The sequence below is a fragment of the Achromobacter pulmonis genome, from assembly GCF_902859765.1.
GTDB lineage: Bacteria > Pseudomonadota > Gammaproteobacteria > Burkholderiales > Burkholderiaceae_B > Achromobacter > Achromobacter pulmonis.
The window spans coordinates 48,964-67,774 of the sequence record NZ_CADIJV010000032.1; the positions used below are offsets into that span (position 1 = coordinate 48,964).

At 69.5% G+C, this 18,811-nt stretch carries 21 protein-coding genes; 10 read left to right on the forward strand and 11 right to left on the reverse strand.

Annotated elements, in window-relative coordinates:
- Positions 1-34 precede the first annotated feature (34 nt).
- The 5 genes from HV701_RS21945 to HV701_RS21965 all read left to right on the forward strand — a co-directional run bounded on the left by HV701_RS21945 (position 35) and on the right by HV701_RS21965 (position 4,731).
- Positions 35-778 carry a transporter substrate-binding domain-containing protein gene (locus tag HV701_RS21945; RefSeq protein ID WP_175135122.1) on the forward strand — a complete coding sequence of 248 codons (744 nt, stop codon included), beginning with the start codon at positions 35-37 and terminating at the stop codon, positions 776-778.
- Positions 775-1,443, forward strand: a complete 669-nt coding sequence (locus HV701_RS21950) for an amino acid ABC transporter permease (protein ID WP_175135123.1) — start codon at positions 775-777, stop codon at positions 1,441-1,443. The genes HV701_RS21945 and HV701_RS21950 overlap by 4 nt, the downstream gene beginning before the upstream one ends.
- Positions 1,440-2,222, forward strand: coding sequence for an amino acid ABC transporter ATP-binding protein (locus tag HV701_RS21955; RefSeq protein WP_272909344.1), 783 nt, complete (start codon positions 1,440-1,442; stop codon positions 2,220-2,222). The genes HV701_RS21950 and HV701_RS21955 overlap by 4 nt, the downstream gene beginning before the upstream one ends.
- Positions 2,219-3,169 carry a formimidoylglutamase gene (hutG, locus tag HV701_RS21960; protein WP_175135124.1) on the forward strand — a complete coding sequence of 317 codons (951 nt, stop codon included), beginning with the start codon at positions 2,219-2,221 and terminating at the stop codon, positions 3,167-3,169. The genes HV701_RS21955 and hutG overlap by 4 nt, the downstream gene beginning before the upstream one ends.
- Before the next feature lie 272 nt (positions 3,170-3,441).
- Positions 3,442-4,731: a Glu/Leu/Phe/Val family dehydrogenase gene (locus HV701_RS21965; protein WP_175135125.1), complete on the forward strand. Its 1,290-nt coding sequence runs from the start codon at positions 3,442-3,444 to the stop codon at positions 4,729-4,731.
- A gap of 97 nt (positions 4,732-4,828) precedes the next feature.
- Here HV701_RS21965 and HV701_RS21970 read toward each other — a convergent pair whose 3' ends face one another.
- The 6 genes from HV701_RS21970 to HV701_RS21995 all read right to left on the reverse strand — a co-directional run bounded on the left by HV701_RS21970 (position 4,829) and on the right by HV701_RS21995 (position 8,995).
- Positions 4,829-5,641 carry an RsiV family protein gene (locus tag HV701_RS21970; RefSeq protein ID WP_175135126.1) on the reverse strand — a complete coding sequence of 271 codons (813 nt, stop codon included), beginning with the start codon at positions 5,639-5,641 and terminating at the stop codon, positions 4,829-4,831.
- Between the two features lie 66 nt (positions 5,642-5,707).
- Positions 5,708-6,484: a lipoate--protein ligase family protein gene (locus tag HV701_RS21975; protein WP_175135127.1), complete on the reverse strand. Its 777-nt coding sequence runs from the start codon at positions 6,482-6,484 to the stop codon at positions 5,708-5,710.
- Positions 6,481-6,756, reverse strand: coding sequence for a lipoate-protein ligase small subunit (locus HV701_RS21980; RefSeq protein ID WP_175135128.1), 276 nt, complete (start codon positions 6,754-6,756; stop codon positions 6,481-6,483). The genes HV701_RS21975 and HV701_RS21980 overlap by 4 nt, the downstream gene beginning before the upstream one ends.
- Positions 6,757-6,796: 40 nt before the next feature.
- Positions 6,797-7,261, reverse strand: coding sequence for a GNAT family N-acetyltransferase (locus tag HV701_RS21985; RefSeq protein ID WP_175135129.1), 465 nt, complete (start codon positions 7,259-7,261; stop codon positions 6,797-6,799).
- An 11-nt stretch (positions 7,262-7,272) separates the two neighbouring features.
- Positions 7,273-7,971, reverse strand: coding sequence for a glutathione S-transferase N-terminal domain-containing protein (locus tag HV701_RS21990; protein ID WP_175135130.1), 699 nt, complete (start codon positions 7,969-7,971; stop codon positions 7,273-7,275).
- A 124-nt stretch (positions 7,972-8,095) separates the two neighbouring features.
- Positions 8,096-8,995, reverse strand: a complete 900-nt coding sequence (locus HV701_RS21995) for a DMT family transporter (RefSeq protein ID WP_175135131.1) — start codon at positions 8,993-8,995, stop codon at positions 8,096-8,098.
- A 122-nt stretch (positions 8,996-9,117) separates the two neighbouring features.
- Between HV701_RS21995 and HV701_RS22000 the strand changes: the two genes are divergently transcribed.
- Positions 9,118-9,585: an Lrp/AsnC family transcriptional regulator gene (locus HV701_RS22000; RefSeq protein ID WP_054504305.1), complete on the forward strand. Its 468-nt coding sequence runs from the start codon at positions 9,118-9,120 to the stop codon at positions 9,583-9,585.
- Positions 9,586-9,686: 101 nt separating this feature from the next.
- Here the strand turns inward: HV701_RS22000 and HV701_RS22005 are convergent, their stop codons facing one another.
- From HV701_RS22005 to HV701_RS22020, 4 genes are all read right to left on the reverse strand, one after another.
- Positions 9,687-10,181, reverse strand: a complete 495-nt coding sequence (locus HV701_RS22005; RefSeq protein ID WP_175135132.1) for a glutathione peroxidase — start codon at positions 10,179-10,181, stop codon at positions 9,687-9,689.
- Between the two features lie 15 nt (positions 10,182-10,196).
- Positions 10,197-11,399: an MFS transporter gene (locus tag HV701_RS22010; protein ID WP_175135133.1), complete on the reverse strand. Its 1,203-nt coding sequence runs from the start codon at positions 11,397-11,399 to the stop codon at positions 10,197-10,199.
- A gap of 128 nt (positions 11,400-11,527) precedes the next feature.
- On the reverse strand, positions 11,528-12,730 hold the full coding sequence (locus HV701_RS22015; protein WP_175135134.1) for a DUF1501 domain-containing protein: 1,203 nt from the start codon (positions 12,728-12,730) through the stop codon (positions 11,528-11,530).
- Between the two features lie 19 nt (positions 12,731-12,749).
- On the reverse strand, positions 12,750-14,342 hold the full coding sequence (locus HV701_RS22020) for a DUF1800 domain-containing protein (protein ID WP_175135141.1): 1,593 nt from the start codon (positions 14,340-14,342) through the stop codon (positions 12,750-12,752).
- Between the two features lie 276 nt (positions 14,343-14,618).
- Between HV701_RS22020 and HV701_RS22025 the strand changes: the two genes are divergently transcribed.
- Positions 14,619-14,951: a hypothetical protein gene (locus HV701_RS22025; protein ID WP_175135135.1), complete on the forward strand. Its 333-nt coding sequence runs from the start codon at positions 14,619-14,621 to the stop codon at positions 14,949-14,951.
- A gap of 28 nt (positions 14,952-14,979) precedes the next feature.
- On the opposite strand, the gene HV701_RS22030 is transcribed toward HV701_RS22025, so the two are convergent.
- Positions 14,980-15,855: a LysR substrate-binding domain-containing protein gene (locus tag HV701_RS22030; RefSeq protein WP_175135136.1), complete on the reverse strand. Its 876-nt coding sequence runs from the start codon at positions 15,853-15,855 to the stop codon at positions 14,980-14,982.
- 76 nt (positions 15,856-15,931) lie between these two features.
- Between HV701_RS22030 and HV701_RS22035 the strand changes: the two genes are divergently transcribed.
- The 3 genes from HV701_RS22035 to HV701_RS22045 form a co-directional block, all read left to right on the forward strand.
- On the forward strand, positions 15,932-17,089 hold the full coding sequence (locus tag HV701_RS22035) for a four-carbon acid sugar kinase family protein (protein ID WP_175135137.1): 1,158 nt from the start codon (positions 15,932-15,934) through the stop codon (positions 17,087-17,089).
- Positions 17,086-18,138 (forward strand): 4-hydroxythreonine-4-phosphate dehydrogenase PdxA, encoded by a 1,053-nt coding sequence (gene pdxA, locus HV701_RS22040; RefSeq protein ID WP_175135138.1) that lies wholly within the window; start codon positions 17,086-17,088, stop codon positions 18,136-18,138. Before HV701_RS22035 ends, pdxA begins: the two co-directional genes overlap by 4 nt.
- Before the next feature lie 11 nt (positions 18,139-18,149).
- A partial coding sequence (locus tag HV701_RS22045; protein WP_217467981.1) for a 4-hydroxythreonine-4-phosphate dehydrogenase occupies positions 18,150-18,811 on the forward strand: 662 nt, incomplete at its 3' end.

The following is an 18,811-nucleotide window of genomic DNA, read 5'->3' on the forward strand; positions in this document are numbered from 1 at the left end:
TATCCGCCTTCACTTACTTCTTTCAGGATTCGCCATGACTACTCGCCGCACCCTGCTGACCGCCGCCCTGACCCTGGGCCTGGCCTGGAACCTGGGCACTGCCCACGCCCAGGAAACCATCCGCGCCGTGACCGACGCCACCTTCCCGCCCATGGAGTTCGTCAAGGATGGCAAGCGCACCGGCTTTGACATCGATCTGGTCGAAGCCCTGGCCGCCGCCATGGGCAAGAAGATCGAATGGATCGACATCGACTTCAAGGGCCTGATTCCCGCGCTGCAGGCCGGCCGCGCCGACATCGCGGTGTCGGCCATTTACATCACGCCCGAGCGCAGCAAGGTGGTGGATTTCACCGACCCGTACTATGCCGGCGGCCTGGTGGTGCTGACCAAGAAGGATGGCCCGGTCAAGACCCTGAAGGACCTGGACGGCCGCAAGGTCTCGGTGCAGGTCGGCACCAAGTCGGTCAACTACCTGAAAGAACACTTCCCGGCGGTGCAGCGCGTCGAGGTCGAGAAGAACCAGGAGATGTTCAACCTGGTGCAGATCGGCCGCGCCGATGCCGCCGTGACCGGCAAGCCGGCCGCCAAGCTGTTCGCCCAGAGCACCACCGACCTGACGGTGCTGGCCGACCAGATCACGACCGAGGATTACGGTATCGCCGTGCCCAAGAGCAAGCCGGAGCTGACGCGCGGCCTGAATGAAGCGCTCAAGAAGATCAAGGCCGATGGCACGTATCAGGCCATCGTCAACAAGTGGTTCGAGGCGCCCGCCAAATGAACCTGGATTTCGCTCCCGTCTTCGCCGATTTCGACGCGCTGCTGCGCGGCGCGGTGGTCACCGTCGAGGTGACCGCCGGCGCCTTGCTGCTGGGCTGTGTAATCGGCCTGCTGGTCGGCGTCGGCCGTCTCAATCCGCAGCGCCGCATTCTTTACAACCTGTGCAGCGTCTACCTGCTGTTCTTTCGCGGCACGCCGCTGCTGGTGCAGTTGTTCATCTGGTTCTTCGGCCTGCCGCAGTTCGGCGTGACGCTGCCGGCGTTTGCCTGCGGCGTGCTGGGGCTGGGCATGTATTCCGGCGCCTATGTGTCGGAAATCGTGCGCGGCGCGATCCAGTCGGTCGACCGCGGCCAGACCGAGGCGGCGCGTTCGCTGGGCATGTCGTCGGGCCAGGCCATGCGCATCATCATCCTGCCGCAGGCGGTGGTGCGCATGATCCCGCCGCTGGGCAACGAGTTCATCGCGCTGATCAAGAATTCGGCGCTGGTGTCGCTGTTGACCATCCATGACCTGATGCACGAAGGGCAGAAGATCATCAGCGTGTCGTACCGCTCGCTGGAAACCTATCTGGTGGTGGCGCTGATCTACCTGGTCCTGACCACGGCCGCCATGTTGATTCTGCGCAGGATCGAGCAACGCCTGCGCGCCGGGGGGATGGTGCAATGAACGCCGTGAATCCGCAAGAAATGATCCGCATCCGCGGCCTGCAGAAATCCTACGGCGACCACGCCGTGCTGCGCGGCATCGACTTCGATGTGCTGCCGTCGCAGGTGGTGGTGGTGATCGGCCCCAGCGGCTCGGGCAAGAGCACGCTGCTGCGCTGCTGCAACGGGCTGGAAGTGGCCCAGGGCGGCATCGTGGAGATCTGTGGCCAGACGCTGCAGAACGAAGGGGAATTGTTGCCCGAGGCCGCGCTGAACCGCCTGCGCATGCAGGTCGGCATGGTGTTCCAGGGCTTCAACCTGTTTCCGCACCTGTCGGTGCTGGACAACGTCACCGTCGGGCCGCGCACGCTGCGCGGCATGGGGCGCGACGAAGCCAACGCGCTGGCCGAGGACCTGCTGCGCAAGGTCGGCCTGGCGCAGAAGATGGCGGCGATGCCGGCCAGCCTGTCGGGCGGCCAGAAGCAGCGCGTGGCGATCGCCCGTGCGTTGGCGATGCAGCCCAAGGTCATGCTGTTCGACGAGCCGACCTCGGCGCTGGACCCGGAACTGGTGGGCGAAGTGCTGCAGGTCATGAAGCTGCTGGCGCGCGAAGGCATGACCATGATGGTCGTGACGCACGAAATGGGCTTTGCCCGCGACGTGGCCGACGTGGTGGCGGTGATGGACGGCGGCGTGATCCTGGAATCGGGCGCGCCCGAGGTCATCTTCAGCCAGCCGCGCGAAGCGCGTACCCGCGAGTTCCTGCAGGCGGTGCTGAGCGCGGGGCAGGGGGCGGCATGACGGTGGCGCAACTGGACAGAAGCCTGTGGACCGCGCGCGACGACAGCGCCGAGCGCGGCGACACGCGCCGCCTGGCGCACATCGTCGAGCCTGCCGCGGGCCAGTCGCCGGCGGCCGGTGAAGCGGTGTTGCTGGGCTTTGCCTGCGATGCGGGGGTGGTCCGCAACCAGGGGCGCGTCGGCGCGGCCGCCGGCCCTGCCGCGATCCGCAAATACATGGCGGGTTTGCCCGCGCATGGCCTGGCCCGCCTGCTGGACGCGGGCGATGTGGCCTGCGAGGGCGACCAGTTGGAAGACGCGCAGGAACGCCTGGGCCTGGCGGTGGCCGGCCTGCTGGGCCAGGGCGCCCGGCCGCTGGTGCTGGGCGGCGGCCACGAGATCGCCTGGGGCAGCTTCCAGGGCCTGGCGCGCTGGCTGGCCGAGCGCGGCGACGAAGGCCCGGTGCTGGTGCTGAACCTGGACGCGCATTTCGACCTGCGCACCGGCCGGCCGGGCAGTTCCGGCACGCCGTTCGACCAGATCGCGCATTACGGCGAGGCGCAGGGGCTGGGGCTGCAATATGCCTGCCTGGGCGTGTCGCGGCTGGCCAATACGCCGGCGTTGTATGCGCGCGCGGCCGAAGTGGGCGCGGTGTGGGTCGAGGACCGCGACATGCAGGAGCGTCACCTGGCGGCGCGGCTGGCCAATGTCGACGCCTTGCTGGCGCGGGCCCGTCACGTGTACCTGACCATCGACCTGGACGTGCTGCCGGCGGCGGTGATGCCGGGCGTGTCGGCGCCGGCGCCGTACGGGGTGCCGATGGCGGTGGTGGAGGAGATCGTGCTGCGGGTCAAGTCCAGCGGCAAGCTGCGGCTGGCCGACATGGCGGAGTACAACCCGCGGTTCGACATCGATGGTCACGGCGCCCGCGCGGCGGCCCGCCTGGCCTGGCAATTGTTGTCCGCCTGAGCGGCGCGACCTGCCTGGCCGTGATACCCCGGCCCGCCCGCATGCCTGCAACCGGCATGGGGCGGGTTTTTTTATGGGCGCGTGCCGGCGCCGGCGGCAGGGTGGACGCTGCCGGTTGGGAGGACTAGGATAGACGCAGCGTTCCGGCAGGCTGGGCGCCAGGCGCGAATCGGATGCCATTAATGTGTCACCAATAAAAATATTTTTATAAAATATGGGGACACGTTTAGGTTGTGGATAAAATGGCGCAACTTTGTCAGGAGAGCGTGTTCATGTCTCAAACTCCCACCCATGCCTTGCCGTCTTATCTGAATGCCGACGATCTCGGCCCCTGGGGTAATTACCTGCAACAAGTCGACCGGGTCACGCCGTACCTCGGTTCGCTGGCGCGCTGGGTCGAGACCCTGAAGCGCCCCAAGCGCTCGCTGATCGTGGATGTGCCGATCGAGTTGGACAATGGCAGCGTGGCCCATTTCGAGGGTTATCGCGTGCAGCACAATACGTCGCGCGGCCCGGGTAAGGGCGGTGTGCGTTTCCACCAGGACGTGACGCTGTCGGAAGTGATGGCGCTGGCCGCCTGGATGTCGGTCAAGAACGCCGCGGTCAACCTGCCGTACGGCGGCGCCAAGGGCGGCATCCGGGTCGACCCGCGCAAGCTGTCGCAATCCGAGATCGAGCGCATGACGCGCCGCTACACCTCGGAAATCGGCGTCATCATCGGCCCGTCCAAGGACATTCCCGCCCCCGACGTGAACACCAACGCCCAGACCATGGCCTGGATGATGGACACGTACTCCATGAACGAGGGCTCGACCGCCACCGGCGTCGTGACCGGCAAGCCGATCGCCCTGGGCGGCAGCCTGGGCCGCGTCGAGGCCACCGGCCGCGGCGTGTTCGTGGTCGGTTGCGAAGCCGCGCGCGACCTGAACATCGACGTGTCCAAGGCGCGCGTGGTGGTGCAGGGCTTCGGCAACGTGGGCGGCACGGCTGCCCGCCTGTTCCATGAAGCCGGCGCCAAGGTCATTGCGGCGCAGGACCACACCGGCACCGTGCACAACCCCGCCGGCCTGGACGTCCACAAGCTGCTGTCGCATGTGTCGCAGCATGGCGGCGTGGGCGGCTTTTCCGGCGGCCAGGCGCTGGACAAGGACGAGTTCTGGACGCTCGAAACCGAGTTCCTGATCCCGGCGGCCCTGGAAAGCCAGATCACCGCCGACAACGCCGCCAAGGTGCGCGCCAAGATCGTCGTGGAAGGCGCCAACGGCCCGACCACGCCGGAAGCGGACGACATCCTGGCCGAACACGGCGTCTACGTGGTGCCGGACGTGCTGGCCAACGCCGGCGGCGTGACGGTGTCGTACTTCGAGTGGGTGCAGGACTTCTCCAGCTTCTTCTGGAGCGAGGACGAGATCAACCAGCGCCTGGAGCGCATCATGCGCGAAGCCTACGGCTCGATCGCCCAGGTGGCCAAGGAGCACAAGGTGACGCTGCGCACCGCCGCGTTCATCGTCGCTTGCACGCGCATCCTGCAGGCCCGCCAGGTGCGCGGCCTGTATCCGTAAGGCCTGCGGGCGCCGGGCGAGGGCCCGGCGCGCTGCAGGAGCGTGAGGAAGACAGACAGACCGCCCCGACAGGGGCGGTTTCCATTTGGGCGACGCCCTAGGATCGGGGCAGCAGTTCCGGCTTGAGGATGCCGCGCAGGTCCGCGTAGGGAATGCTCAGTTCGGGTTCGCCATAGGAGTACGGCGCGATCGAGTAGGCGTCGTACTTGACCACGATGCCGTCGCGCGTGAGGGCGAAGTTGTCGCTTTCCTGAAACGGCCACATCTTGTTGTAGGCGGCCGGGTCGCGCCTGGCGTCGGCGTTGTCGGCCAGCCACTTAGCGTGGGCCTGCCGCAGGGCGACGACGTACTCGGCGCGGCGCCCCGGAATCAGGGCTTCGTCCAGCGCCATGACGCGGCCGCGGCTGCGCTCCCAGTTCAGGTATTGGGTGGCGGGAATGCCATGCGCCGCGCCGGTCAGGAATTGTTCGGTGTGCAGCTCGATCGAGACGATGTCGCCGACCGTGTCCTTGACGCTGGCCTTGAAATAGGTGGCGTCGCGCGGGCGCGCGGTGGACCAGAAATACTGGGTGTATTCCGACAGCGTCTGGTAGGGACCGCGGCGGTTGGCGTCGGTGCCGGTCATGTAGGCCAGCACGTGGTCGACCAGCGCGCTCAGCTTCGGGATGCCGGGAAAGGCCACGCTGTCGATCTCGATGCGCGGGCAGTCACCCTTGCAGCCGGGCTTGCTGGCGGCCCACTTGATGCGTTCGGTGGCCAGGTCGCCGATGGTCTCGGGCGTGGCGGTGCCGGCCGCCGGGGTGTCCAGCGTGATATTGGCGGGGGGCGAACTGCCGCAGCCGGCCAGGGCCAGCAGGACGGCTCCCAGACCCGCGGCGCAAAGGCCGCGCGGGGGGCGGGGAAGACGCATTGAACTACCTCCAGAAAACCCGGCCGCGCCCGCGGGCGCGGCCATCCAACTTCAACCCGCGGCGCCTCAGGGTACGGCCGCGGTCCATTCGGGCGTGGAGAATTTTTCGGCGGCCTGGGCTTCGGCCTGGGCCAGCGTGGCCGCGCCCACCTGGCCGGGCGTCAACCGGTGCAGGCTGGCGAAGGTGTCCACCATGCGCTGGATGATGACCTCGCGCGCCAGCCCGGTCTGGGTGCGCAGCGGGTCGACGCGCTTCTTGGCGCTGGTGGTGCCCTTGTCCGACAGTTTCTCGCGCCCGATGCGCAAGACTTCCACCATTTTATCGGCGTCGATGTCGTAGGACATGGTGACGTGGTGCAGCACCGCGCCGGCGCGGCGGGCCTGGGCGGCGCCGCCGATCTTGCCGATGTCCGAGGCGATGTCGTTGAGCGGCTGGTACCAGGCCTTGATGCCCAGGCCCTGCAGCGCCTGCAGCACCCAGGCGTCCAGGAAGGCGTAGCTTTCCTGGAAGCTCATGCCGTGCACCAGCGCCTGCGGCGCGCTCAGCGAATAGGTGATGCTGTTGCCGGGTTCGATGAACATGGCGCCGCCGCCGCTGACGCGGCGCACCACCTCGATGCCGTGGCGCTGGGCGCCGTCGGGGTCGACTTCATTCCTGAGCGATTGGAAGCGGCCGATCACGACCGCGGGCGCCGACCATTCCCAGATGCGCAGGGTGGGCGGGCGCGTGCCGGCGCCGACTTCGTCGGTGATGACGGCATCCAGCGCCATGTGCAGCGCGGGCCGCTGCGGCGCTTCGTGGATCAGTTGCCAGTCGTAGTCGTTCCAGTCGGTGCGCGTCATGCCAGCGCCCTTCGCAGCACCACCGCCACGGCTTCGGCCGAGAAGCCGAACATTTCGGTGTTGGCCGGCAGGGCCGATTGCACCGCCAGCGCCAGTTCCAGCTCGCCGGCGTCGGCGGGCAGGCCGTTCAGGCCGCGGTTGATGGCTTCCAGGGCCTCGGGCGGTTCCAGGAAGAAATCGCCGCTGATGCGGACATCGGCCAGGCGGCCGTCGCGGACGTCCAGGTCCGCCACCACCAGCTTGCCGCCGGGGACTTTGTATTCGCCGTGCATGGGCGCTCCTTGTGTATCGGGCCTGGCGCCGCGAACGGCGCTACAGGCTCAGTTTCATGCCGTCATGGCTGGCCACGAAACCCAGGCTTTCGTAGAAGCGGCGGGCATCGGGCCGGGCGCGGTCGGTGGTCAGCTGCACCAGGGCGCATCCCTGCGCCCGGCATTGCTCGATGGCCCACTCGAACATGGCGCGCCCCAGGCCCTGGCCGCGCGCCGAGGAGGCGATGCGCACGCTCTCGATCTGTCCGCGCCATTGGCCCAGCCGCGACAGGCCGGGTATGAACGATAACTGCAAACAGCCGATCAGGCGCGCGTCGCGTTCGACCACCGCGAAGTACTGGTTCGGATCCTGCTCGATGGCGGCAAAAGCCGCAGTGTAGCGGGGGTTGAGCGGAATCGACGGATCTTCGCGCTTGGCGCCGAGTTCGTCGTCGGCCAGCATGGCCACGATTTCGGGCAGGTCGGCCGCGCGCGCGCGGCGGAACCGCAGTGGGGAATCGGTCATGGTGGCCTCGCTCAGCGCACGTTCTGCGCCGTCTGGCCGAACAGGATGCGGCGCGATTCCTCGTCGCCGACCGACGGGGCGGTGTTGACCTGGTCGGCCAGCGCGTAGGCGCGCTGCACGGCGGGTCGGGCGGCGATGGCGTCGAACCAGCGCTTCAGGTGCGGGAAGTCGTTCAGATCCTGGCCCTGCTTGGCGTGCGGCACGATCCAGGGGTAGGCGGCCATGTCGGCGATGGAGTAGTCGCCGGCAACGAATTCGCGGTCGGCCAGGCGCTTGTTCAGCACGCCGTAGAGGCGGTTGGTTTCCTTGACGTAGCGCTCGATGGCGTAGGGGATGCGTTCGGGCGCGTAGCCAGAGAAGTGGTGGTTCTGGCCGGCCATGGGGCCCAGGCCACCCATCTGCCAGAACAGCCATTGTGAGACTTCGGCGCGGCCGCGCAGGTCGGCGGGCAGGAAGCGGCCGGTCTTCTCGGCCAGGTATTGCAGGATGGCGCCGGACTCGAACAGCGACAGCGGCGCGCCGCCGTCGGCCGGTTGCTGGTCGACAATGGCGGGTATGCGGTTGTTGGGCGCGATTGCCAGGAAGTCGGGTTTGAACTGGTCGCCCTTGCTGATGTTGACCGGGTGGACCTGGTAAGGCAGCCCGGCTTCTTCCAGGAAGATCGTGATCTTGTGGCCGTTGGGGGTGGTCCAGTAATAGAGATCGATCATGGGGAGTCCTTTGCGTCTTGGCGCCGCCGACCGTTGCCGGCGGATCGGAACGGCCATGATAGCGGCGCGCCGGGCGCGGGGTCGAATAACCGGGGGCGCGGTGCGGGTTTGGCGCGCGCCCGGGTCAGGCCGCGCCGGGCCGCGCGCCGCTACGCAGGCGCCACTGCCAGTTCAGGCTGACGCCGGCGGCCGCCAGGAAGATCATGGCCACGCCCAGCACCTGGGTGGCGTCCATGCGATGGCCATACACCAGCAGGTCCAGCAGGATCGCCACGGCCGGGTAGATGAAGCTGAGGGCCGCGGTCGAGGTGGTCGGCAGTTTCTGGATCGCCGAGTACATCAGGATGTACATCAGGCAGGTGTGCACCAGGCCCAGCGCCACCAGGCAGCCCCATTGCAGCGGGGCGGCGGGCAGCGCCTGGAAGTCGGCCATCGGCAGCAGCATCAGCGCGCCCAGCGTCACCTGCACCAGTGCCAGCACCTGCGGCGGGATGCCTTTCAGGCGCTTGACGATGACGGCGGTGACGCCATACAGCGCCGCCGCGCCCAGCCCCAGCAGCAGGCCCGACAGGTAGGCGCCGCCTCCGTGGTCGCTGCTGAGCTTGAGCACCAGCAGCAGGCCGGCGAAGGCGAGCACCGACCACGCCAGCTTGCCGCGCGTGGGACGTTCGCCCAGGAACAGCGCGCCCAAGCCAATGAGGAAGAAGGGCTGCACGTTGTAGACGGCGGTGGCCAGCGAGATCGACGCCAGCCGGTAGGCCGAAAACAGCAGCACCCAGTTCAGCACCAGCGCGGCGCCGGCGGCCAGCGCCAGCGCCAAGCTGCGGGCCGTGAACAGGCCGGGCTTGAGCAGGCCGCGCGCCCAGCAGTACAGCAACAGCGACAGGGCGCCGAAGACGCAGCGGAAGAACACCACGTTCCAGGCGCTCTGGCCGGATTCCAGGACGAACACGCCCAGGGTGCCGGAGAGGGTCATGGCGGCGGCCATCTGGGCCAGGCCAACGCGATCGGATGAGGGGGACATGGAAGGCTCCAGGGGACCGTGCGGCCCGCGATTCGATGGGGAAATTATCCCAGGCCAATCGGGCCGGCTATATGATGTTGCTGCGGCAATTTCGTCGCTGAGCCTTCGTTCAGGTGGAATTTATGCAAAATGACCTAAAGAATGAAAGTCCGGTCTTGGACGGCATCGACCGCCGTCTGGTGGAGATGCTGACGGCCAATGCGCGCACCACCACCGCCGACCTGGCGCGCCAGGTCGGCATGTCCGCGCCGAGCGTGGCCGACCGCCTGCGGCGGCTGGAGGAATCGGGCGTGATCCGCGCCTACACGCTGGACGTCGATCCCGTGGCGCTGGGCTACACGCTGGAGGCGATCGTGCGCATCCGGCCGCTGCCAGGGCAGTTGCGGCGGGTCGAAGGGCTGATCCAGGAAATTCCGGAATTCGTCGAATGCGACAAGGTCACCGGCGATGACTGTTTCATCGCGCGCGTGGTGTTGCGCTCGATCACGCACCTGGACGGCATCCTGGAACGCGTGACCGAGTTCGCCGAGACCAATACCGCCATCGTCAAGGCGCACACGGTGCGCCGCCGCCTGCCGCCGCTGCGCTGAGCGGCGCGCGGGGAGGGCGTGCGGCACCGGGCGAGTGCGCAGCGGCTGGGCGACGTGTTCTGCGATGGCCCGGCGCAAGCCTTGCGCCGGGCCGCAGCGATTCAGGCGGCGCTCGCCGCCAGGGCGCGGACGATATCGTCCTTCAGGCCGGCCGGGGTGTCGGTGGGCGCGTAGCGCTTGATCACCTGGCCGTCGCGGCCCACCAGGAACTTGGTGAAGTTCCACTTGATGCCCTCGGTACCGAAGACGCCGGGCTTCTCGCCCTTGAGCCACCGGTACAGCGGGTCGGCGTTGGCGCCGTTGACGTCGATCTTGGCGAACAGCGGAAAAGTGACGTCGTACTGCGTGGCGCAGAAATCGAGGATCTCGGCTTCGTTGCCCGGCTCCTGGTGGCCGAACTGGTCGCACGGAAAGCCCAGCACCGTCAGGCCGTCGTCACGCAGGCTCCGGTACAGCTCCTCCAGGCCCGAGTATTGCGGCGTGAAGCCGCATTTCGAGGCCACGTTCACTACCAGCAGCACCCGGCCGCGGTAGGCGGCCAGCGGCTGATCGGCGCCGTGGATGTCGCGGGCCGAAAAATCGTAGATCGTGGTCATGCGGGCTCCTTGGGATCAGGCGTCGGAACGGGACGATGCCAGCGCGCCGGGGTGCGGCGGCTGCGTCATCCCGGCGTGCCGTCCATAGTAGCGCGTGCCCCACAGGGTCAGCAGCAATACGGTCGCGGTGATGGCGGCCGACATCCACGGCAGGTCGGTCAGCGGCAGGCCGTGGCCCAGCGCCAGGCTGCCGAGCCAGGCGCCGCCGGCGTTGCCCAGGTTGAAGGCGCCCTGGTTCAGCGTGGAGGCCAGGTTGGGCGCCTCGGCCGCCTGATCCACGATCAGCGTCTGCAGCAGCGGCACCACGGCAAAGCCGAGCATGCCCCAGATGAAGGTCATCACCAGCATCGGCGCCAGGGCGTGGATGGCCTGGCTGAGCGCCAGGAACACCAGCAGCAGGCCCAGGAAGATGCGGCGCAGCGACACTTCCAGATTGCGGTCGCCCAGCTTGCCGCCGAGCGTGCTGCCGACGGTGAGCGCGACGCCGAACAGCAGCAGCACGCCGGTCACGCCGCGCTCGGAGACGCCGGTGATGTCGCGCAGGATCGGCGCGATATAGGTCAGCACGCAGAACAGCGCGGCCGAGGCCAGCACGCTGGCCAGCAGCGGCCACAACACCCGCACGTCGCGCAGCACGCGGAACTCGCGCAGGATGTTGCCGGGTTGCATGGGAATGCGGCCGGGCAGCCAGGCCGTCAGCGCCGCCACCGCGGCCAGGCCGATGGCGCTGACCACCCAGAAGGTCGAGCGCCAGCCGGCCGCCTGGCCCAGCGCGGTGCCCAGCGGCACGCCCAGCACATTGGCCAGCGTCAGCCCGGTGAACATCAGCGCGATGGCGCTGGAGCGCTGGTGGCGCGGCACCAGGTCGGCCGCCACCACCGCGCCGATGCCGAAGAAGGCGCCATGGCAGAAGGCGGTGAAGACGCGCGCGGCCATCAGCGTGCCGTAGCCGGGCGCCAGCGCACAGAGCAGATTGCCCAGCACGAAGGTGCTGGCCAGGCCGATCAGCGTGGCCTTGCGCGGCAGGCGCGCGGTGAGGATGGCCATGATCGGCGCGCCGATCACCACGCCCATGGCGTAGCCGGTGATCAGCAGGCCGGCGATGTCGATGCTGACGCCGAGGTCGGCGGCGACGTTGGGCAACAGGCCCATGATGACGAATTCGCTGGTGCCGATGCCGAAGGCGGCGGCGGCCAGCGCGATGAGATGCAGGGGCATGGAAAACCGGGGAGGGGGCCGGCGCTCGGGACGCGGCGACAGGGAAGGGAGCACGAATTTTAGAGCAGCGGCCCGCGCGCGCCGCTGCAAATCCCTGTTGCCGATAAGGGTATACCCGTAGTCCGTGTTCAGACCAGTTTCAGGTCCAGCGGCGTGGTGCCCGGGAACACTTGCGTCAGGCGGGGGTGGTCCAGGCCATAGAGACGCGCGAACAGGCCGGCGAACAGCGCGCGGTACTCGTTGAGCACCGGGTAGTCGCGGTCCTGGAACAGGGTGTCGCGCCGCACCTGGACCTGACGGCCGGCGATGCGGCCGCCGCGCACGTGGCCGCCCATCACCCAGTAGACCGTGCCATGGCCGTGGTCGGTGCCCTTGTTGCCGTTTTCGCGGAAGGTGCGGCCGAACTCGCTGATGACGACCACCGTGGCCTGCCGCCAGGCCGGGCCCATGGCCTCGGCGTAGCCGGCCAGCGCCCGTCCCAATTGGCCGAGCCGGTTGGCCAGCATGCCGCTGGCGCCGCCCTGGCCGACGTGTGTGTCCCAGCCGCCGACGTCGACGAAGCCGAGGTTGTAGCGGTCGCGCATGAAGCGGCCGATGCGGCGCGCCTCCTGTTCGAGCTTGCCGGCCGACACGGCGTTGCCGCTGGCCGCTTCCATTTCCGCGTCGAGCTCGGCGCGCGTGGCGCCCATGATGCGCTGGCCCTCGGCCACCGAGGCGCCCAGGTCGGTGTGCTGGTACATGGCGGCGATGGCGCGGTTGTCGGCATCCGAAAGCCGCGACTTGCGCGCGGCGCCGCCCAGGTCGATGTTGGGCACGCGGGCGCCGCCGCGGAAGATTTGCGGCACGTCGGCGGTGAAGGCCGCCGCCTGTTCATCCGGGCCGCCAAGCGCGGCGGCCAGGCGGTTCAGGAAACCCGAGCGGAAGTCGCCGTTCCCGTCCTTGGCCGCGCCCTGGCCGAGTTCGATGCGGTTCTGGGTTTCGAAGTGGCTGCGGCTGGTGTCGTCGGTGCCGGCGAACGGCACGAAGGCCAGTTGGCGCTTCTGGTAGAACGGCAGCAGGCTGTCGGCCAGCGCCGGGTGCAGGGCCCAGCCGTCGGCCAGGGGCAGGGCGGCGCCGGCGCCGCTGCCGGGCCTGGCGATGGCGATGCTGGGGCGCGACTCGTAATAGAAGTCGCTGTTGACCGGCACCAGCAGGCTGGCGGCATCGTAGGCGCCGCGCATGAAGACGACCAGCAGCTTGTTGTTGGCCGCGGCCGGCGCGGCATACAGGCGGCCGGCGCCGAAGACGAGCGGGGCCGTGGCCATGAGTTGCAGGATGCGGCGGCGATGCATGAGGTATCTCCCAAGCGGCTCAGCGCCGCATGAATTCGGGCGAGGCCAGCAGATAGGTGTTGGCGTCCCTGGCGTTGCGCGCCTGGGCGATGGTGTCGCGGGTGGTGGGCGACAGGCGCGCGAACAGGCCGTCGCCAGCGTGCTCGCGCAGCAGGTCGGGGATGCGCGGCAGTTCCACCGGCCCCCTGTCGCCGCCCTCGCGGAAAAACGCCTGCGGCGCGGCGGCGATGGCGCGCGCCACTTCGAAACGCGCGGTCATCTGGCCGGAACCGGCCCAGTCCGATTGCGCCAGCGGGTAGCCGTCGGGTGTCTGGCGCCGGTTCAGTGGCTGGCCCAATTGCCGCAGCATGGCCAGCCCCGGCCTGGGGTTGGCGATGGGCGGCAGGTCGGCGTAGGCCAGGCGCAGGGCCGAGTACACGTAATGCACCGGGTCCTTGAACACGCCGATCTTGAGCGACTGCGTGAATTCGGGCGAGGCGTAGAGGGTCTGCAAGGTGGCGGCGATGTCGCCATCGCTGGCCAGGAAGGTCCTGGCCATCCGGTCGACCACCGCGGCCGGCGGCGCATCGCCCATGAAGTACGCGGCCAGCTTGGCGCTGATGAAGCGCGCGGTGGCGGGATGGCGCGCCAGCAGGTTCACCGCTTCGTCCACCTCGGCCAGGCCGGCGCCGTGGATGGTGTGTCCCAGGAACCGCTTGTCGCCGTAGTCGTGGCGCGCCGGGTTGAACAGGAACAGGCCGTCCTGCGCCACCTGGCCGCGCAGCGCCGGCCTGACCTTGGGCGGCCCTGCCGGGTTGTGCACGCCCAGGCCGGTGAGGATGCGCGCGAGCTCCTGCACGTCGGCCTGCGTGTAGCCGCCCTTGACGCCCAGCGTATGCAGCTCCATCAGCTCGCGCGCGTAGTTTTCATTGATGCGGCCGGCGGCGTTCTGGGTGTTGTCCAGGTACACCAGCATCGCCGGCGAACGCAGCGTGGCCGCCAGCAGGTCGCGGAACTTGCCGAGCGCGTGCGGGCGGATGGCGCGTTCCTCGTACTGGTCGATGTAGGTGCCGACGTCGTTCTTGGCGGCGTAGACGTTGAAGTGGTTCATCCAGAACCAAGTCATCTGCTCCTGCAACTGGTTGGGCGAGTACAACGCGCGGTAGAAGGCGCGGGTGGCGGTGTCGTCGGCGCGCTGGCGCGAAATGGCGCGGGCGTCGCGCTGGGCCTGCTGTTTCGGGCCAGGGGCGGCACCGCGGGCATCCTGGCGCAGCTTGCGCTGCGCGGCGTGTGCGTCTTCGGCGCTCTGGCGCGAGATCGACAGCGCGTCGATGCGCTGCTGCACGGCGGCGGGCAGGCGCGCGTTCGGGTCGGGATGCAGTTGCGCCTGCAGGTAGCGCTGCGGACCCAGTTCACGTATGCGCGCCAGTTCGGCGGGGGTGGCGCCCCAGGTGATGCGGTTGAGCAGCGCGGCGTCGAGCGCGCGCGTCTCGGCCTGGCGATCCCAGGCCGCCGGGTGGAGCGCCGGCCCGGGCGCGGCCGGGCCGGCCCGCAGCGGCGCGGACAACGCCAGGGCCGCCAACGGCAGCAGCAGGGGCGCCAGACGGCGCAGCAAGGAGCGCGAGGACGGCATCGAGCGGATACTTTTCTGGTTGACGGACGGGGCCTGCCGGCAGCAGGCGGTCAGGATCGGCGGCGGGTCGAACGGCCCCGCGGACATCCTGCTCGTGTGACAAGATAGTCGCACCGCCATTCCCGTCGCGACGCCGCTTGAAACGCAAGGAAACCGATGCTTGTGCGATGCGCCGCTGCTTTCCCTGCGCGGCGCGGGGCCATTGCCGCGGATGCGCGGGCCGCGGCCTATCATGTGCCATCGCAGTCAGCGCAATCGGCGCAAAGGAGGCCGGCCATGCGGGAAATGATCGATCGTCTGGAAAGCATGTTGGCCAAGGGCACCGACAACATGTTGTTGCGATTTTCGCTGGGCAAGGCCTACGCCGAGCAGGCGTGCTACGACGACGCCGAAATGCACTTGCGTGCTTCGCTCGCCTTCGATCCGGCTTACTCGGTGGCCTGGAAATGGCTGGGCAAGGCCTGCCTGGGGCGCGGCGACAAGGCCGGCGCGCGCCAGGCCTGGCAGGCTGGCCTGGAGGCCGCGCAGGCGCGCGGCGACAAGCAGGTGGAAAAGGAACTGCGGGTGTTCATGAAGCGCCTGGACAAGGACGCGGCCGTCGCGCCATGACTCGCCGGTCGGCCCGGCAGGGCGCCGCTCAGGCGTCGGCCGCGGCGTCGACCAGCCATTGCTTCAAAGCCGCCAGCGCGGGCGCCGCGCCTGCTGGCGTGGCGCGCGATTCGATCAGCGCGTAGCCGGAACCGTCAGGCGCGAAATCCAGCGGCGCCACCAGGCGGCCACTGCGCAGGTCGTCCAGCGCCAGAATGCGCGGACTGAGCGCCACCCCCAGGCCGGCGGCGGCCGCTTCCACCATCAGGAAATGATGATCCAGGCTGCGCCTGGCGCGCGGAGCAGGGCGTCCCGGCGCCTGGGCCAGCCAATCGTCCCAGGCGCGTGGCCGGGTGCGCGAGGACAGCGCCACGAAATCACCGGCCAGGAAGGCGGGCAACAGCGAAGGGGCCATGACCGGACCCATGTTTTCCGCCATCAGGGGCGTGATGATCCAGTCTGGATGCACCGGGAAGTCCAGGCGCCGCAGCGCCAGCGTGGCCTGGTCGCGGGCGAAGTCCAGCGGGCCGCCACCCACCGACAGGTGCAGTTCGATCTCCGGATGCCGGTCCTGAAATGCCGACAGGCGCGGAATCAGCCAGCGCATAGCCACAGAACGTTCGCAGGACAGCACCAGCGGCCGCTGCGCATCGCGCGTCTGCAAGGTGTCGATGGTGTCATGGATCAGCGCCAACGCGCGCTGCATGGTCGAGGCCAGCAACTGGCCGCCGGCGGTGACGCGCAAGCCGCGGCCAGCCGGTTCCACCAGGGGCAGGCCCAGGTCGTCGGCCAGTTTGGCCACGCGCCGGCTGACCGCGCCATGGGTCAGCGCCAGCTCGTCGGCGGCCGCGCGCATCGAGCCCAGGCGGGCCACCGCCTCGAAGGCGCGCAGGTCATTCAGTGAAGGGCGGCGGGTTGGTTTCATTAGTGATTTTTTATCACGAATAATCGTCAAAAATGATCGATTTTCCAGGTGATTGAGATGAATTTTAATCACCAATATGAACTCACCGACAAACCTTCGCCGAGCCATCGGCATCGTCGCCGACGACCTTACTAGCGCCGCCGATGGCGCCGCACCGTTCCTGCGTGGCTCGGGCCCGGTGCGGGTCCACCGCGGCCTGCCGGACGACCTGGCGCACGCCGTGCTGTCCGTCGACACCGGCAGCCGGGCCCGCACCGAAGCGCAGGCTGGCCGCGTTGCGGCGCAGGCCACCCGGGCGCTGGCGGCGCGCGGCATCCTGTACAAGACCATGGATTCGACGCTCAGGGGCCATGTGCGGACGGAGCTGGCGGCGGCCATGCGTGCCAGCGGCCGGCTGCTGCTGGTAGTGGCGCCGGCCTTTGCCGACGCGGGACGGGTGACGCGCGAGGGGATCCAGTACGTGCATGGCGTGCCGGTTGATGCCAGTCCCTATGGCGCCGATCCGGTGCATCCGGCGCGCAGCGCGCGCCTGCTCGACCTGATCGACCCGGACATCGGGCCGGCCTGCGTCATCCCTGAGGACGCCAGCGCGATGCAACTGCGCGCGGCGATCGCCGCCGCGCGTGTGTTGGTGCTGGACGCCGGTTCGCAACGGGCGCTGGATGCGCGGGTGGCGCAGCTTTGGCAGCAGGGGAGCGCATGCCTGTGGGCCGGATCGCCCGGCCTGGCGCGGGCATTGGCGGCGCAATGCGTGGACGCGGGCGCGGCCCAGCGGGCTTGCGCCGTGACGCGTCGCGCGGCGCGCGTGCTGGTCGTGGTCGGCAGCGCCAACCCGGCCAGCCAGGCGCAGTGCGAGGCCTTGCGGGCGGCCGGCGCGCGCCTGGCGACCCGGGCCGACGAGATCGCGGGCGAAGACACGCTGGCCTGCCTGCGCGCACAGCGCTCGCCGCAAGCCGAACCGGCCGCGGTGCTGGCGGCGCTGGTGGCGCAGGCCAGGCGCGCCATGGCGCGGCATCGCTTCGACGGCTTGGTCGCCACTGGCGGCGACACGCTGGCCGCGCTGCTCGACGCGCTGGCCATCGACACCTTTACCTTGACCTGTGAACTGGCGCCCGGCTTTCCCGCCGGGACCGCCGTGTGCGCCGGCCGGCCCCTGTCGATCGCCATGAAGGCGGGCGGCTTTGGCGGGCCCGGCGCATTGCGCGATGCCGCCTGGAGACTGCTGTGCCGATGAACCCTGTGACCGCGCGGGCCGACCTGCCCGCGCCCGCCTTGCCCCTGGCCATCACCATGGGCGACCCCGCCGGCATCGGGCCGGAAATCGTCGCCCGGACCTTGCTGCAGGCGCGCTACGCGCACTGCTGCGTTGTCGTCGGCGATGCCGGCGTGATGGCGCGCGTGCTGGCGCCGCTGGGCGCGGCCCACCGCATGCGGGTGGTGGACGATGTGGCCGGGGCGCGGACCGCAGCGCAGAGCGGCGAGATCCGCCTGCTGCCATCGTCGCGCATGCCCGCGCCACCGCCATTCGGGCGGATCGATGCGGCCGCCGGCCGAGCGGCATACCAGGCCATCTGCCTGGCCATCGACCTGGCGCGCCAGGGCCGCGTGGCCGGCCTGGTCACGGCGCCCGTGCACAAGGAAGCGCTGGCCGCGGCCGGCGTGCCTTACCCCGGCCACACCGAGATTCTGGCCGAACGTGGCGGCGCCGGGCGCGTGGCGATGATGCTGGCCAATGGGGCCATCGCCACCGTGCTGGTCACCATCCATTGCTCGCTGCGCCAGGCCATCGAGCGCGCCGATTTCGACGCGCAGCTGTCCGCGATCCGGCTGGCGCACCAGGGCGGCCGCGCGCTGGGCGCCGCCGCGCCGCGAGTGGCGGTGGCCGGGCTGAACCCGCATGCCGGCGAAGGCGGCCTGTTCGGCGACGAGGAACAACGCATCATCGCCCCGGCCATTGCCGCCGCGCGCCTGGAAGGCATCGATGCCAGCGGCCCGTGGCCGGGCGACACGGTATTCATGCAGGCGCGCCAGGGCCGCTTCGACGTGGTGGTGGCGCAGTACCACGATCAGGGCCTGATCCCGGTCAAGTACCTGGGGCTGGAGCAGGGCGTGAACATCACGCTCGGCCTGCCCTTTGTCCGCACCAGCCCCGACCACGGCACGGCGTTCGACATCGCCGGCCAGGGCATCGCCGATCCCGCCAGCCTGCAGACCGCCATCGACCATGCCTTGCGGCTGGCCGCCAACCCGCCGGACGCCGCAGCGTTCGGCCATCGCGTGTAAGCGTCCCGACTATGATCGAACCCATTGCTCCTGGCGCGACCCGCATGCCCGCCGACTTCATTTTCATGCTGACCCGCAACGACCGCACCATCGATGCGGCCGATGCCTGCCTGGACATCGCGCTGGCCAGCGGCGTGCGCCACCTCGGCTTCAAGGACATCGGCCAGCCGCTGGCCGTGCTGGGGCGCCTGCGGCGCGCCATCCACGCGGCGGGCGCGCGCTGCTACCTGGAAGTGGTCTCGCAGGACCGCGAGAGCGAACTGGCATCGGTGCGCGCCGCGCTGGAACTCGATGTGGACTGCCTGCTGGGCGGCACGCACGTGGATGACGCGCTGGCGCTGCTGGCCGGCTCGAGCATCCGCTATTACCCGTTTCCGGGACGCGTCCACGGCCATCCCAGCATCCTGGGCGGCACGCGCGAACAGATCGCGCACAGCGCGCGGCAGCTGGCCGCCAAGCCCGGCGTGCACGGCCTGGATCTGCTGGCCTATCGCGCCGATGTGGATGTGCCGGCGCTGATGCGGGAGGTGTGCGGCGTGGCGCGGCCGGTGATCGTGGCTGGCTCGCTCGATACGCCGGCCCGCATCCAGGCGGCCTGCCGCGCGGGCGCGGCCGGCTTCACCGTCGGGACGGCCGCGCTGGACGGCCGCTTTGCCGCCGCGCGCGCGGGCCT

Coding starts and splice junctions, on each gene's coding strand:
- HV701_RS22005 (WP_175135132.1), bottom strand. CDS start 10,181: ATGACCACGATCTACGATTTTTCGGCCCGCGACATCCACGGCGCCGAT.
- HV701_RS21955 (WP_272909344.1), top strand. CDS start 1,440: ATGAACGCCGTGAATCCGCAAGAAATGATCCGCATCCGCGGCCTGCAG.
- HV701_RS21965 (WP_175135125.1), top strand. CDS start 3,442: ATGTCTCAAACTCCCACCCATGCCTTGCCGTCTTATCTGAATGCCGAC.
- HV701_RS22030 (WP_175135136.1), bottom strand. CDS start 15,855: ATGAAACCAACCCGCCGCCCTTCACTGAATGACCTGCGCGCCTTCGAG.
- pdxA (WP_175135138.1), top strand. CDS start 17,086: ATGAACCCTGTGACCGCGCGGGCCGACCTGCCCGCGCCCGCCTTGCCC.
- HV701_RS22015 (WP_175135134.1), bottom strand. CDS start 12,730: ATGCATCGCCGCCGCATCCTGCAACTCATGGCCACGGCCCCGCTCGTC.
- HV701_RS22010 (WP_175135133.1), bottom strand. CDS start 11,399: ATGCCCCTGCATCTCATCGCGCTGGCCGCCGCCGCCTTCGGCATCGGC.
- HV701_RS22020 (WP_175135141.1), bottom strand. CDS start 14,342: ATGCCGTCCTCGCGCTCCTTGCTGCGCCGTCTGGCGCCCCTGCTGCTG.
- HV701_RS21970 (WP_175135126.1), bottom strand. CDS start 5,641: ATGCGTCTTCCCCGCCCCCCGCGCGGCCTTTGCGCCGCGGGTCTGGGA.
- HV701_RS21985 (WP_175135129.1), bottom strand. CDS start 7,261: ATGACCGATTCCCCACTGCGGTTCCGCCGCGCGCGCGCGGCCGACCTG.
- HV701_RS21945 (WP_175135122.1), top strand. CDS start 35: ATGACTACTCGCCGCACCCTGCTGACCGCCGCCCTGACCCTGGGCCTG.
- HV701_RS21975 (WP_175135127.1), bottom strand. CDS start 6,484: ATGACGCGCACCGACTGGAACGACTACGACTGGCAACTGATCCACGAA.
- HV701_RS22035 (WP_175135137.1), top strand. CDS start 15,932: ATGAACTCACCGACAAACCTTCGCCGAGCCATCGGCATCGTCGCCGAC.
- HV701_RS21995 (WP_175135131.1), bottom strand. CDS start 8,995: ATGTCCCCCTCATCCGATCGCGTTGGCCTGGCCCAGATGGCCGCCGCC.
- HV701_RS21980 (WP_175135128.1), bottom strand. CDS start 6,756: ATGCACGGCGAATACAAAGTCCCCGGCGGCAAGCTGGTGGTGGCGGAC.
- hutG (WP_175135124.1), top strand. CDS start 2,219: ATGACGGTGGCGCAACTGGACAGAAGCCTGTGGACCGCGCGCGACGAC.
- HV701_RS21950 (WP_175135123.1), top strand. CDS start 775: ATGAACCTGGATTTCGCTCCCGTCTTCGCCGATTTCGACGCGCTGCTG.
- HV701_RS21990 (WP_175135130.1), bottom strand. CDS start 7,971: ATGATCGATCTCTATTACTGGACCACCCCCAACGGCCACAAGATCACG.
- HV701_RS22025 (WP_175135135.1), top strand. CDS start 14,619: ATGCGGGAAATGATCGATCGTCTGGAAAGCATGTTGGCCAAGGGCACC.
- HV701_RS22000 (WP_054504305.1), top strand. CDS start 9,118: ATGCAAAATGACCTAAAGAATGAAAGTCCGGTCTTGGACGGCATCGAC.